The sequence below is a fragment of the Vibrio sp. ECSMB14106 genome (genome assembly GCF_000972265.1).
In the GTDB taxonomy this organism is placed as follows: Bacteria; Pseudomonadota; Gammaproteobacteria; order Enterobacterales; family Vibrionaceae; genus Vibrio; species Vibrio kanaloae.
Genome location: NZ_LAUM01000020.1, coordinates 95,076 through 107,862 on the forward strand (window position 1 = coordinate 95,076; position 12,787 = coordinate 107,862).

Below are 12,787 nucleotides of genomic sequence, written 5' to 3' on the forward strand. Positions count from 1 at the left end.
TGTGTCCTCTCTTTTTTTAACCTTACTTAGAGTAAAGTTCGACGATCAAGTGTTCATTGATGTCAGCTGATAGATCAGAACGCTCAGGCATACGCTTGAATGTACCTTCCATTTTGCCAGCATCTACTTCAATCCAAGTTGGCTTTTCACGTTGTTCAGCAACTTCTAGAGCAGCTTTAATACGAGATTGCTGTTTAGCTTTCTCGCGAATAGAAACAACGTCATTTGCCGCTACTTTGAAAGAAGGAACGTTTACAACTTTACCGTTAACTAGGATAGACTTGTGGCTAACTAGTTGACGAGATTCAGCGCGAGTTGCACCAAAACCCATACGGTAAACTACGTTATCAAGACGACCTTCAAGAAGCTGAAGCAGGTTTGCACCCGTGTTGCCTTTAAGACGTGCAGCTTCTTTGTAGTAGTTGCGGAATTGTTTTTCTAGAACGCCGTAGATACGACGAACTTTTTGCTTCTCACGAAGCTGAACGCCATACTCAGATAGACGACCGCGACGAGCGCCGTGTACACCTGGTGCGTTATCAATTTTACACTTGGTATCGATCGCACGGACACCAGACTTAAGAAATAAGTCAGTACCTTCGCGACGGCTAAGCTTCAGCTTAGGACCCAAATATCTTGCCATGATCTTTCTCCAATATTCCTAGAAACGAAACTTAAACGCGGCGTTTCTTAGGTGGACGACAACCGTTATGAGGGATTGGTGTCGCATCAACAATGTTAGTGATACGGAAACCAGCAGCGTTCAGTGCACGAACAGTAGATTCGCGACCTGGACCTGGACCCTTAACCATAACTTCCAAGTTCTTTAGGCCATATTCTTTAGCCATTTCACCACAACGCTCAGCTGCAACTTGTGCTGCGAACGGAGTAGATTTACGAGAACCACGGAAGCCTGAACCACCTGCTGTAGCCCATGCAAGAGCATTGCCTTGACGGTCAGTGATAGTTACGATTGTGTTGTTGAAAGAAGCATGAATGTGCGCTACGCCATCAGCTACTTGCTTGCGTACGCGCTTACGCGCGCGAGTTGGTTGTTTTGCCATTGTACTCTACCTTATCCGACTATTTCTTGATCGGCTTGCGCGGACCCTTACGGGTGCGAGCGTTGGTTTTAGTACGCTGTCCACGTAGTGGTAGACTGCGACGATGACGAAGACCGCGGTAACAGCCAAGGTCCATAAGACGCTTGATGTTCATCGATACTTCACGACGTAGATCACCTTCTACAGTGTACTTAGCTACACCATCACGCAGTTGATCGATCTGCTCTTCAGTTAGTTCACTGATCTTAGCATCTTCAGCAATACCCACTTCAGCTAGAATAGCTTGAGAGCGAGTTTTACCGATACCGTAGATTGCAGTAAGTGCAATTACAGAATGCTTATGATCAGGAATGTTAATGCCGGCTATACGGGCCATTATTCACTCCTAAGGGGGTTCATAAAAGAATTATCCGCAGCAAAGCCCGTTATGGATACGCTGCGGCATACTACTTCTTTTGCACGCAAAAGGTAGGCCGAGGAATATACTCGACTCTACCTTGTATTTCAAGTAAAAATTTCTGCTTATTAGCCTTGGCGTTGCTTATGCTTTGGCTCACTGCAAATCACGCGAACGACACCGTTACGCTTGATAACTTTACAGTTACGGCAGATTTTTTTAACGGAAGCACGAACTTTCATTGCTAAACTCCGTAAATGGAATCGAAATTGTTATAACCGAATTAACGGCCGTAACCTTTCAGATTCGCTTTCTTTAACACAGAATCATACTGTTGAGACATCAGATGAGTCTGTACCTGTGCCATGAAATCCATGATAACTACCACTACGATTAATAGTGATGTGCCGCCAAAGTAGAAACGAACGTTCCACGCGACCATCATGAACTCAGGAATCAGACATATAAAAGTAATGTATAGAGCGCCCGCAAGGGTCAGTCTAGTCATTACTTTATCGATATATTTCGCTGTCTGCTCACCTGGGCGGATACCGGGTACGAATGCACCAGACTTCTTCAAGTTATCAGCTGTTTCGCGAGGGTTAAACACCAACGCTGTATAGAAGAAACAGAAGAAGATTATAGCTGCTGCATAAAGCATTACATACAAAGGTTGACCAGGGCTAAGAGCTAATGACACGTCAGTTAACCAACCGAACGCGCTGCTTTCGCCATTTTGACCAAACCACTGTGCTAATGTTCCTGGGAACAAAATAATACTCGATGCAAAAATCGCTGGAATAACACCTGCCATATTAATTTTAAGAGGCAGATGAGAGCTTTGTGCTGCAAAAACTTTACGACCTTGTTGACGTTTCGCATAGTTAACGACAATACGACGTTGACCACGTTCCATGAAAACTACGAAGTAAATAACAGCAAAAGACAATACAGCAATCAACAGCAGAAGAAGCACATGCAATTCACCTTGACGCGCTTGCTCGATTGTTTGACCGATTGCAGAAGGCAACCCTGCAACAATACCTGCAAAAATCAGAATGGAAATACCATTACCGATTCCTCGCTCAGTGATTTGTTCACCTAACCACATTAAAAACATGGTGCCAGTTACTAAACTCACGGTTGCAATAAGCGTAAACATGGTTTGGTTGATAACAACCAGATTATCGACCATGTTTGGTAAGCCTGTTGCGATACCAATAGCTTGGAATGTTGCAAGTACAAGCGTGCCGTAGCGTGTATATTGGCTTATCTTACGACGGCCTGCTTCACCCTCTTTCTTGAGTTCCGCTAACGCTGGATGAACTACAGTTAGCAATTGGACTACGATCGATGCCGAAATGTACGGCATGATACCCAATGCTAATATAGATGCACGCTCAAGAGCACCACCGGAGAACATGTTAAACATTTCAACGATGGTACCTTTTTGCTGATCGAACAAATCGGCAAGTACAGCTGCGTCAATACCAGGGATCGGCACAAAAGAGCCGGCTCGGAATACTAAAAGTGCACCAATTACGAATAATAAGCGCGACTTTAGTTCACTTAAGCCGCTCTGAGCACTACGAAAATCTTTTCCTGGTTTCTTAGCCATCTGTACCTCGTTCCTCGAGATTATTCCTCGATTTTACCGCCTGCAGCTTCGATTGCAGCTTTAGCGCCTTTAGTCACGCGTAGACCTTTAACAGTCACAGCTTTGCTTAGGTCACCAGAAAGAACGATCTTAACAAATTCGATGTTCTTAGTGATAACGTTAGCAGCTTTAAGGCTGTTAAGATCAACTACGTCACCTGTTACTTTCGCTAGCTCAGCTAGACGAACTTCAGCAGACACTAGACTCTTACGAGAAGTGAAACCGAATTTAGGTAGACGTTGTTTTAGAGGCATTTGACCGCCTTCAAAACCTGGACGAACAGAGCCGCCAGAACGTGACTTTTGACCTTTGTGACCGCGGCCACCTGTTTTACCAAGGCCAGAACCGATACCACGACCTACACGCTTCTTAGAAGGTTTAGAGCCAGCAGCCGGTGATAGAGTATTCAAACGCATTCTGATTACTCCTCAATCTTAACCATGTAGTAAACCTTGTTGATCATACCGCGTACGCACGGTGTATCTTCAAGTTCTACTGTATGGTTGATGCGACGAAGACCTAGACCTTTAAGACACGCTTTGTGCTTAGGTAGGCGACCAATTGAGCTTTTAGTTTGAGTTACTTTAATAGTTGCCATCGTGTGCTTACTCCGAAATAGATTCAACAGTTAGACCACGTTTAGCAGCAACCATTTCTGGTGACTTAACGTCAACTAAAGCACCAATCGTTGCACGAACGATATTGATAGGGTTCGTAGAACCGTATGCTTTAGAAAGTACGTTATGTACGCCCGCAACTTCAAGCACAGCACGCATTGCACCACCGGCAATAACACCTGTACCTTCAGCAGCTGGCTGCATGTAAACTTTAGAGCCCGAATGACGACCTTTCACCGGGTGGTGAAGAGTGCCTTCGTTAAGCGCAACAGTAACCATGTTACGACGCGCCTTTTCCATTGCTTTTTGAATCGCAGCAGGTACTTCACGAGCTTTGCCGTAACCGAAACCTACACGACCATTACCGTCACCAACTACTGTTAGTGCAGTGAAGCTCATGATTCGACCACCTTTAACCGTCTTAGATACACGGTTAACAGCAATCAATTTTTCTTGCAAATCATTAGCTTGTTGTTGTTCTTTAGCCATCTTCCAACCCTACCTTAGAATTTCAGACCAGCTTCGCGAGCAGATTCTGCTAGCGCCGCTACTCGACCGTGGTATTGGAAACCAGAACGATCGAATGCAACTGAAGCTACGCCTTTTTCAAGAGCGCGCTCAGCAACAGTTTTACCAACTGTTTTAGCTGCATCAATGTTACCAGTGTTCTTAACTTGCTCACGGATCGCTTTTTCTACAGTAGAAGCAGCTGCGATAACCTCAGAGCCGTTTGCCGAGATAACTTGTGCGTAAACATGGCGAGGAGTACGGTGTACTACCAGGCGAGTTGCACCAAGTTCTGCAATCTTACGACGTGCACGTGTAGCACGACGGATGCGAGATGCTTTCTTATCCATAGTGATACCTTACTTCTTCTTAGCTTCTTTAGTACGCACATTTTCATCTGCGTAACGTACACCTTTACCTTTATAAGGCTCAGGCTCACGATAAGAACGAATGTCAGCCGCAACTTGACCAACTAGCTGTTTATCACAACCAGTTACAATGATCTCAGTTTGGCTAGGGCACTCAGCTTTAATACCTTCAGGTAGAGCGTGCTCTACTGGGTGAGAAAAACCAAGAGTTAGAGCTACAGAGTTGCCTTTCATAGCAGCACGGTAACCAACACCCTTAAGAGTAAGCTTCTTAGTGAAGCCCTCAGTAACACCCACAACCATGTTGTTAACTAGAGCGCGAGCTGTACCAGCTTGTGCCCATGCGTTAGCAACACCTTCTTTCGGACCGAAAGTTAGGTTGTTTTCTTCCTGTGCAATAACTACGGCGTTGTTAAGAACGCGAGTAAGCTCACCTTTGCTACCTTTTACAGTAACTTCTTGGCCGTTTAGTTTCACCTCTACGCCAGCTGGAATAGCGACAGGTGCTTTAGCAACACGAGACATAATCTACTCCTTAAGCTACGTAACAGATGATTTCACCGCCAAGACCTGCTTTACGAGCAGCACGGTCAGACATCAGACCCTTGGAAGTAGAAACAACTGCAATACCAAGACCACCCATCACTGTAGGTAAAGAGTCTTTATTTTTATAAACTCTTAGACCAGGACGTGATACACGCTTGATTTGCTCGATTACAGGTTTAGCTTGGAAGTACTTAAGAGTAACTTCTAGCTCAGGTTTTGCTTCGCCTTCAACAGCGAAGTCTACGATGTAACCTTCAGCTTTAAGTAATGCAGCAATTGCAACTTTAAGCTTTGAAGAAGGCATTTTTACAGCAACTTTATTTGCTGCCTGACCGTTACGAACGCGGGTCAGCATATCCGAAATCGGATCTTGCATGCTCATAAGATTTACTCCAAATGATTAAGTGGCAATTACCAGCTAGCCTTACGAAGACCCGGAATCTCGCCTTTCATGCAAGCTTCACGAACCTTAATGCGGCTTAGACCGAATTTACGTAGGTAACCGTGTGGACGACCAGTTTGGTTGCAACGGTTGCGCTGACGTGATGCACTTGAATCACGTGGAAGAGATTGCAGTTTAAGAACCGCATTCCAACGTTCTTCTTCAGATGCGTTTACATCGCTAATGATAACTTTTAGCGCAGAACGCTTTTCAGCGAACTTAGCTACTAGTTTTGCACGTTTAGCTTCACGTGCTTTCATTGATTGTTTAGCCATAACAGTAACCCTACCCTTACTTACGGAATGGGAAGTTAAAGGCAGCCAGCAGAGCTCGGCCTTCCTCATCGGAACCCGCAGAAGTCGTGATAGTGATATCAAGACCGCGGACGCGATCGACTTTATCGTAGTCGATTTCCGGAAAGATGATTTGCTCGCGAACGCCCATGCTGTAGTTACCGCGACCGTCAAAAGACTTAGCGCTAACACCACGGAAATCACGTACACGTGGAAGTGCGATAGAGATTAAACGCTCTAAAAACTCCCACATGCGCTCACCACGCAAGGTTACTTTACAACCAATTGGGTAGCCTTCACGAATTTTGAAACCAGCTACAGATTTACGCGCTTTAGTGATAAGTGGCTTTTGACCAGAGATCGTTGCCATATCAGATGCTGCGTTTTCTAGTAGTTTCTTATCGTTGATTGCTTCACCAACGCCCATATTTAGGGTGATTTTCTCAATCCTAGGGACTTGCATGACGCTTGTGTAGCTGAACTCTTTGGTAAGCTCAGCGACTACAGACGACTTGTAGTAATCATGCAGTTTCGCCATAGTAGAACTCCAAATTACTTCTAATTAGTTAGAAACAGTTTCGCCGTTAGATTTGAAGAAACGAACTTTCTTGCCATCTTCGATACGGAAACCGATACGGTCTGCTTTACCAGTAGCCGCGTTAAAAACTGCAACGTTAGAAGCATCAATAGCTGCTTCTTGTTCAACGATGCCACCTTGTTGACCTAGAGCCGGAACCGGCTTTTGGTGTTTTTTAACAAGGTTGATGCCTTCAACGATAACTTTACCAGTTGTCAGAACCTTAGTTACTTTACCTTTCTTGCCTTTATCTTTACCAGCAAGAATGATTACTTCGTCATTACGACGGATTTTAGCTGCCATGTTGCCGCTCCTTACAGAACTTCAGGTGCTAGTGATACAATCTTCATGAATTTCGCATTACGAAGTTCACGAGTCACAGGACCAAAGATACGTGTGCCGACTGGTTGCTCAGTAGTGTCATTTAACAATACACAAGCATTACTGTCGAAGCGAATGACAGAACCGTCTGGGCGACGAACGCCTTTACGGGTGCGCACTACTACCGCCTTCAGAACATCACCTTTCTTTACTTTACCGCGAGGAATTGCTTCCTTCACTGTAACTTTGATGACGTCACCGATATGTGCATAACGGCGGTGAGAGCCACCCAGAACCTTAATACACATTACCTTGCGCGCGCCAGAGTTATCTGCTGCGTCAAGTGTACTTTGCATCTGGATCATTGTTAGTGCTCCGCTAAATATTAAAACTAGACCCTCTCGGGTCGGGCTGCCTCTTTAAAAGGGACGCGAATTGTACCACCCTTTTTTAAAATTGGGTAGACAAAAAACAAGCGGCTCCAAAAAATAATTTGGAGCCGCTTATAAGTTATAGAATTACAAAGATTAAATCTTCGCTTTTTCTAGAACTTTAACCAATGTCCAAGACTTAGTCTTAGACAGAGGACGACACTCAACGATTTCAACTTTGTCGCCTAGGCCACAAGTGTTGTCTTCATCGTGTGCGTGTACTTTAGTCGTGCGCTTAACGTATTTACCGTAAATTGGATGTTTTACAGTACGTTCGATAGCAACAACGATAGACTTGTCCATCTTGTCACTTACAACACGACCTTGCTGGATGCGGTTAGTTTCGCTCATTATGCGCCTGCCTTTTCAGTCAAAACAGTTTTCACACGTGCGATGTCACGGCGTACAGCTTTTAGAGTATGAGTTTGCTGTAGCTGACCAGTTGCAGCTTGCATGCGCAAGTTGAACTGTTCACGTAGCAAATTCAATAGCTCAGCGTTAAGCTCTTCAACGTTCTTTTCGCGTAGATCTTGTGCTTTCATCACATCACCTGCTTAGTTACAAAAGTAGTTTTAACAGGCAGTTTACGTGCCGCTAGGCGGAACGCTTCACGTGCCAACTCTTCAGGTACGCCATTCATCTCGTACATAACTTTGCCAGGTTGGATTTGAGCAACCCAGTACGCAACTGAACCTTTACCTTTACCTTGACGAACTTCAAGAGGCTTTTCAGTAATCGGCTTGTCTGGGAATACACGGATCCAGATTTGACCTTGACGCTTAATGTGACGTGTCATAGCACGACGTGCCGCTTCGATTTGACGTGCAGTTAGACGACCACGGCCAACAGCTTTAAGACCGAATTCGCCGAAGCTTACTTCAGTACCTTTCGCTAGACCACGGTTACGACCAGTCATAACCTTGCGGAACTTAGTACGTTTTGGTTGTAGCATCGTTCGACTCCTTACTTACGGCCTTTACGCTGCTTCTTAGGCTTATCGCCTTTTGGCTCTACTGCGTTAGCAGCTGGCATACCGCCTAGAATCTCACCTTTGAAGATCCAAACTTTAATGCCGATCACACCGTATTGAGTGTGAGCCGAAGAAGTTGCGTAATCAATGTCTGCACGTAGAGTGTGTAGAGGCACACGGCCTTCACGGTACCACTCAGAACGTGCGATTTCAGCACCGCCAAGACGGCCACCTACTTGTACTTTGATGCCTTTAGCGCCTAGACGCATAGCATTTTGTACCGCACGTTTCATTGCACGACGGAACATAACACGACGCTCTAGTTGAGACGCGATGCTATCAGCTACAAGCTGACCATCTAGCTCAGGCTTACGTACTTCAGCGATGTTAATTTGCGCTGGTACACCTGCGATTTTAGCTACAGCTGTGCGTAGCTTCTCTACGTCTTCACCTTTCTTACCGATAACAACGCCAGGACGAGCTGTGTGAATAGTCACACGGATGCTCTTAGCTGGACGCTCGATAACGATACGAGATAATGATGCTTTTTGTAGTTCCTTTGTAAGGAACTGACGTACCTTGAAGTCGCCGTCTAGGTTGTCAGCGAATTCGTTGGTATTAGCAAACCATGTAGCATTCCAAGGCTTAACGATGCCAAGACGAATACCATTAGGATGTACTTTCTGACCCATTGCTTACTCTCCTAGTCTTTAGCGATCTGCTACAACAATAGTGATGTGGCTTGAACGCTTCAAGATACGATCCGCACGACCTTTAGCACGAGGCATAATGCGCTTCATGATAGGGCCCTCATCTACGAAGATTTTAGCGACATTTAGATCGTCGATATCTGCACCTTCGTTATGTTCCGCGTTAGCGATAGCTGACTCAAGAACTTTCTTAACCAATACAGCAGCTTTTTTGTTGCTGAAAGTTAGAATTTCTAGAGCTTGGTCTACCGACTTACCGCGAATTTGGTCTGCAACTAAGCGAGCTTTCTGTGGAGAAATACGAGCAAAGTTATGTTTAGCTAAAGCTTCCATCATCTACTCCTTATTTCTTCTTAGCTTTCTTATCTGCAGCATGACCGCGATAAGTACGAGTTGGTGCAAATTCGCCCAGTTTGTGACCGATCATTTCTTCGGTAACGAAAACTGGAACGTGCTGACGACCATTATGGACAGCGATGGTCAAACCAATCATTGTTGGGATGATCATTGAGCGACGGGACCAAGTCTTAATAGGCTTTTTGTCTCCGCTTTCCACCGCTTTCTCTACCTTCTTCAGCAAGTGTAGGTCAATAAAAGGACCTTTCTTGAGAGAACGTGGCATGGCGATTCCTCTTTATAGATTATTTAGTGCGACGACGTACGATGTACTTGTCAGTGCGCTTGTTCTTACGAGTCTTGAAGCCCTTAGTAGGAACGCCCCAAGGAGATACTGGGTGACGACCACCAGATGTGCGGCCTTCACCACCACCATGTGGGTGATCCACCGGGTTCATTACTACACCACGTACGGTTGGACGTACGCCGCGCCAGCGTGAAGCACCAGCTTTACCAAGTTCACGTAGCATATGCTCAGAGTTACCAACTTCACCGATCGTTGCACGACCTTCAGAAAGAACTTTGCGCATTTCACCAGAACGTAGACGAATAGTTACGTATGCACCATCGCGAGCGATGATTTGAGCATAAGCACCAGCCGAACGAGCTAGCTGAGCACCTTTACCAGGCTTAAGTTCAACACAGTGTACAGTAGAACCTACTGGGATGTTGCGCATCGGCAGAGTGTTACCTGCTTTGATTGCTGCATCTACACCAGATTGAATCTGGTCACCTGCGTTAACACCTTTAGGTGCAATGATGTAACGACGCTCACCGTCTGCGTACAGAACTAGAGCGATGTTAGCACTACGGTTTGGATCGTATTCTAGACGCTCAACTTTCGCTGGGATGCCATCTTTAGTACGTTTGAAGTCAACTACACGGTAGTGGTGCTTATGACCACCGCCGATGTGACGTACTGTGATACGACCGTTGTTGTTACGACCACCGTTCTTAGAGTTTTTCTCTAGAAGTGGTGCGTATGGCTTACCCTTGTGTAGGTCAGCGTTAACAACTTTAACGACGTGACGACGACCAGGGGAAGTCGGCTTACATTTAACAATAGCCATTTTTACTACTCCTGTTATTCCGCGCCGCCAACGAAGTCAAGATCTTGACCTTCTTTCAAAGTAACGTAGGCTTTCTTAACGTCTGAACGACGGCCTTCACGCATACCTTGACGTTTGGTCTTACCCTTTAATACAAGAGTATTTACAGACTTAACTTCAACTTCAAATAGCTTTTCTACAGCTGCTTTGATCTCTTTCTTAGTTGCATCTTTAGCTACTTTGAAAACGATAGTGTTCGCTTTCTCAGCTGCCATAGTTGCTTTTTCAGAGATGTGCGGAGCACGTAGAACTTTTAAGATACGCTCTTCAGTGATCATGCTAGCATCTCCTCAACTTGCTTAACTGCGTCAGCAGTCATTAGAACCTTGTCGAAAGCGATAAGTGATACTGGGTCTACACCAGCAACATCACGTGCATCAACTTTGTATAGGTTACGAGCAGCTAAGAATAGATTTTCATCTACTTCGCCAGTCACAATCAGAACGTCGCTTAGCTCAAGCTCTTTAAGCTTAGCTACAAGTTCTTTTGTTTTTGGTGCTTCTACAGAGAAGTTATCAACAACGATTAAACGCTCTTGACGAACTAACTCAGAAAGAATGCTCTTCATAGCACCACGGTACATTTTTTTGTTTACTTTTTGGCTGTGATCTTGTTGTTTCGCAGCAAAAGTAACACCACCTGTACGCCAGATTGGGCTACGAATTGTACCAGCACGTGCGCGGCCAGTACCTTTTTGACGCCATGGCTTAGCGCCACCGCCAGATACTTCAGAACGAGTCTTTTGAGCACGAGTACCTTGACGAGCACCTGCTGCATATGCAACAACTACTTGGTGTACAAGAGCTTCGTTGAAGTCACGTCCGAAAGTAGTCTCGGAAACAGTTAGTGCATCAGCACCTTTAACCATCAATTCCATTACTTACTCCTAGACGTTATGCTTTAACAGCAGGTTTTACGATCACGTTTCCGCCTGTTGAGCCCGGTACTGCACCTTTAATAAGGAGTAGATTGCGCTCAGCGTCAACACGTACGATCTCTAGGTTTTGAGTCGTTACACGCTCAGCACCCATGTGACCTGCCATTTTCTTGCCTTTAAACACGCGACCTGGAGTTTGACATTGGCCAATTGAACCCGGTGCGCGGTGAGACAAAGAGTTACCGTGAGTCATATCTTGAGTAGAGAAGTTCCAACGCTTAACAGCGCCTTGGAAGCCTTTACCTTTAGATGTACCAGTAACGTCTACTTTTTTAATTTCGTTGAAAAGTTCTACGTTTAGCTCAGCGCCAACTTCAAACTCTTCGCCGTTTTCTAAACGGAATTCCCAAAGACCGCGACCTGCTTCTACACCCGCTTTCGCGAAGTGACCAGCTTCAGGTTTAGTTACACGGTTAGCTTTCTTAGCACCAGCAGTTACTTGGATTGCTGCGTAGCCGTCTGTCTCAAGAGTTTTAACTTGAGAAATACGGTTCGCTTCAACCTCAACAACTGTTACTGGGATAGAAACGCCTTCTTCGGTAAATACGCGGGTCATACCCACTTTACGTCCGACTAGACCAATCATTATTCTTATCTCCCTTAACCTAGGCTGATTTGAACATCAACGCCAGCTGCAAGATCAAGACGCATTAGAGCATCAACAGTTTTATCTGTTGGCTCAACGATGTCGATCAAACGCTTGTGAGTACGGATTTCGTACTGGTCACGTGCATCTTTGTTGACGTGTGGAGAGGTAAGAACAGTGAAACGCTCTTTACGAGTAGGAAGTGGAATAGGACCACGAACCTGTGCGCCAGTACGTTTTGCTGTTTCAACGATTTCCGCAGTTGAAGCATCGATTAGCTTGTAATCAAACGCTTTAAGGCGGATACGAATACGTTGGTTCTGCATGAGACAGAGCTCCAATTATTAAAAATTACACAAACAATATCGCCACTCAAACTCGAAAAGACGAGAGAATGCCGATTGATTTATGTGAAACCGTAGCATCCAAAATTAGGACGCATTGTCAGTTAACTTTTGAAGCAAACAAAAAGTTTACTATTTTTATTAACCGCGAACATAAGCTGAGTATACATTACTAGGTAAGACCTACTCCTCAGTGCTCATTGGTTCACAACCGACGTTAGCCAGTGCGTTGCATTATACAGATCACATTTTGGTATGCAAGTGTCGTTGGAAAAATAATCGGAATATATTTGATGAAGGTAATCGATGGTAGCTGAATGACGAAAGTCGAATAACAAAGAACGGGGGAACTCTTGGGGAATTGTAGAAACGTAAGAGGTTAGAAAAATAAAAGGGAAGCCGAAGCTTCCCTTTTTAATGCAGTTCTTCTAATGAAGAGTGTGCAAAATCAATTCGCGATTAAGCGAAGATTTTAGCTACAACACCAGCACCAACAGTACGGCCACCTTCGCGGA

26 protein-coding genes are annotated in these 12,787 nt (G+C 45.0%); all 26 read right to left on the minus strand.

Going from position 1 to position 12,787, the window contains the following annotated elements:
* Nucleotides 1-22: 22 nt before the first annotated feature.
* The 26 genes from rpsD to rpsJ all read right to left on the minus strand — a co-directional run bounded on the left by rpsD (nt 23) and on the right by rpsJ (nt 12,254).
* Nucleotides 23-643: a 30S ribosomal protein S4 gene (gene rpsD, locus WR49_RS14320; RefSeq protein WP_004738777.1), complete on the minus strand. Its 621-nt coding sequence runs from the start codon at nt 641-643 to the stop codon at nt 23-25.
* Between the two features lie 31 nt (nt 644-674).
* Complete coding sequence (gene rpsK / locus WR49_RS14325; protein WP_004738778.1) at nt 675-1,064, minus strand: 30S ribosomal protein S11; 390 nt, start codon at nt 1,062-1,064, stop codon at nt 675-677.
* 19 nt (nt 1,065-1,083) lie between these two features.
* A complete protein-coding gene (gene rpsM, locus WR49_RS14330) occupies nt 1,084-1,440 on the minus strand; it encodes a 30S ribosomal protein S13 (protein WP_004738779.1) in 357 nt (118 codons plus the stop codon).
* A gap of 149 nt (nt 1,441-1,589) precedes the next feature.
* Nucleotides 1,590-1,703 carry a 50S ribosomal protein L36 gene (gene rpmJ / locus WR49_RS14335; RefSeq protein WP_000868186.1) on the minus strand — a complete coding sequence of 38 codons (114 nt, stop codon included), beginning with the start codon at nt 1,701-1,703 and terminating at the stop codon, nt 1,590-1,592.
* A gap of 41 nt (nt 1,704-1,744) precedes the next feature.
* Nucleotides 1,745-3,079 (minus strand): preprotein translocase subunit SecY, encoded by a 1,335-nt coding sequence (gene secY / locus WR49_RS14340; RefSeq protein ID WP_017054810.1) that lies wholly within the window; start codon nt 3,077-3,079, stop codon nt 1,745-1,747.
* A gap of 20 nt (nt 3,080-3,099) precedes the next feature.
* Entirely contained in the window at nt 3,100-3,534 is a 435-nt protein-coding gene (rplO, locus tag WR49_RS14345) for a 50S ribosomal protein L15 (RefSeq protein ID WP_004736758.1), read from the minus strand.
* 5 nt (nt 3,535-3,539) lie between these two features.
* Entirely contained in the window at nt 3,540-3,716 is a 177-nt protein-coding gene (gene rpmD, locus WR49_RS14350) for a 50S ribosomal protein L30 (protein WP_004736756.1), read from the minus strand.
* A gap of 7 nt (nt 3,717-3,723) precedes the next feature.
* On the minus strand, nt 3,724-4,224 hold the full coding sequence (rpsE, locus tag WR49_RS14355; RefSeq protein WP_004738783.1) for a 30S ribosomal protein S5: 501 nt from the start codon (nt 4,222-4,224) through the stop codon (nt 3,724-3,726).
* 14 nt (nt 4,225-4,238) lie between these two features.
* Complete coding sequence (rplR, locus tag WR49_RS14360; RefSeq protein WP_017054811.1) at nt 4,239-4,592, minus strand: 50S ribosomal protein L18; 354 nt, start codon at nt 4,590-4,592, stop codon at nt 4,239-4,241.
* A gap of 9 nt (nt 4,593-4,601) precedes the next feature.
* Nucleotides 4,602-5,135, minus strand: a complete 534-nt coding sequence (rplF, locus tag WR49_RS14365) for a 50S ribosomal protein L6 (protein ID WP_017054812.1) — start codon at nt 5,133-5,135, stop codon at nt 4,602-4,604.
* Nucleotides 5,136-5,145: 10 nt separating this feature from the next.
* Nucleotides 5,146-5,538, minus strand: coding sequence for a 30S ribosomal protein S8 (gene rpsH, locus WR49_RS14370; RefSeq protein ID WP_004738788.1), 393 nt, complete (start codon nt 5,536-5,538; stop codon nt 5,146-5,148).
* Between the two features lie 29 nt (nt 5,539-5,567).
* The gene (gene rpsN, locus WR49_RS14375; protein WP_046224474.1) at nt 5,568-5,873 is read right to left on the minus strand and encodes a 30S ribosomal protein S14; all 306 of its coding nucleotides are present in this window, start codon (nt 5,871-5,873) and stop codon (nt 5,568-5,570) included.
* Nucleotides 5,874-5,889: 16 nt separating this feature from the next.
* Nucleotides 5,890-6,429 carry a 50S ribosomal protein L5 gene (gene rplE / locus WR49_RS14380; RefSeq protein ID WP_004736744.1) on the minus strand — a complete coding sequence of 180 codons (540 nt, stop codon included), beginning with the start codon at nt 6,427-6,429 and terminating at the stop codon, nt 5,890-5,892.
* Between the two features lie 24 nt (nt 6,430-6,453).
* The gene (gene rplX / locus WR49_RS14385; protein WP_004738792.1) at nt 6,454-6,771 is read right to left on the minus strand and encodes a 50S ribosomal protein L24; all 318 of its coding nucleotides are present in this window, start codon (nt 6,769-6,771) and stop codon (nt 6,454-6,456) included.
* 11 nt (nt 6,772-6,782) lie between these two features.
* Nucleotides 6,783-7,154: a 50S ribosomal protein L14 gene (gene rplN, locus WR49_RS14390; RefSeq protein ID WP_004736740.1), complete on the minus strand. Its 372-nt coding sequence runs from the start codon at nt 7,152-7,154 to the stop codon at nt 6,783-6,785.
* A gap of 162 nt (nt 7,155-7,316) precedes the next feature.
* Entirely contained in the window at nt 7,317-7,571 is a 255-nt protein-coding gene (rpsQ, locus tag WR49_RS14395) for a 30S ribosomal protein S17 (RefSeq protein ID WP_008224753.1), read from the minus strand.
* The gene (gene rpmC / locus WR49_RS14400; protein ID WP_004736737.1) at nt 7,571-7,762 is read right to left on the minus strand and encodes a 50S ribosomal protein L29; all 192 of its coding nucleotides are present in this window, start codon (nt 7,760-7,762) and stop codon (nt 7,571-7,573) included. Before rpmC ends, rpsQ begins: the two co-directional genes overlap by 1 nt.
* Nucleotides 7,762-8,172 (minus strand): 50S ribosomal protein L16, encoded by a 411-nt coding sequence (rplP, locus tag WR49_RS14405; protein WP_004736736.1) that lies wholly within the window; start codon nt 8,170-8,172, stop codon nt 7,762-7,764. The genes rpmC and rplP overlap by 1 nt, the downstream gene beginning before the upstream one ends.
* Nucleotides 8,173-8,183: 11 nt before the next feature.
* Entirely contained in the window at nt 8,184-8,882 is a 699-nt protein-coding gene (rpsC, locus tag WR49_RS14410; RefSeq protein WP_017054813.1) for a 30S ribosomal protein S3, read from the minus strand.
* 18 nt (nt 8,883-8,900) lie between these two features.
* A complete protein-coding gene (gene rplV / locus WR49_RS14415) occupies nt 8,901-9,233 on the minus strand; it encodes a 50S ribosomal protein L22 (protein ID WP_004736732.1) in 333 nt (110 codons plus the stop codon).
* A gap of 10 nt (nt 9,234-9,243) precedes the next feature.
* Nucleotides 9,244-9,522 carry a 30S ribosomal protein S19 gene (rpsS, locus tag WR49_RS14420; RefSeq protein WP_004736729.1) on the minus strand — a complete coding sequence of 93 codons (279 nt, stop codon included), beginning with the start codon at nt 9,520-9,522 and terminating at the stop codon, nt 9,244-9,246.
* 19 nt (nt 9,523-9,541) lie between these two features.
* Entirely contained in the window at nt 9,542-10,366 is an 825-nt protein-coding gene (rplB, locus tag WR49_RS14425) for a 50S ribosomal protein L2 (RefSeq protein ID WP_017054814.1), read from the minus strand.
* A 14-nt stretch (nt 10,367-10,380) separates the two neighbouring features.
* Nucleotides 10,381-10,683 carry a 50S ribosomal protein L23 gene (gene rplW / locus WR49_RS14430; RefSeq protein ID WP_004736765.1) on the minus strand — a complete coding sequence of 101 codons (303 nt, stop codon included), beginning with the start codon at nt 10,681-10,683 and terminating at the stop codon, nt 10,381-10,383.
* Nucleotides 10,680-11,282 (minus strand): 50S ribosomal protein L4, encoded by a 603-nt coding sequence (rplD, locus tag WR49_RS14435; protein ID WP_017054815.1) that lies wholly within the window; start codon nt 11,280-11,282, stop codon nt 10,680-10,682. The genes rplW and rplD overlap by 4 nt, the downstream gene beginning before the upstream one ends.
* A 16-nt stretch (nt 11,283-11,298) precedes the next feature.
* On the minus strand, nt 11,299-11,928 hold the full coding sequence (gene rplC / locus WR49_RS14440) for a 50S ribosomal protein L3 (RefSeq protein ID WP_017054816.1): 630 nt from the start codon (nt 11,926-11,928) through the stop codon (nt 11,299-11,301).
* A gap of 14 nt (nt 11,929-11,942) precedes the next feature.
* Nucleotides 11,943-12,254 carry a 30S ribosomal protein S10 gene (rpsJ, locus tag WR49_RS14445; protein ID WP_004736761.1) on the minus strand — a complete coding sequence of 104 codons (312 nt, stop codon included), beginning with the start codon at nt 12,252-12,254 and terminating at the stop codon, nt 11,943-11,945.
* Between the last annotated feature and the right edge of the window lie 533 nt (nt 12,255-12,787).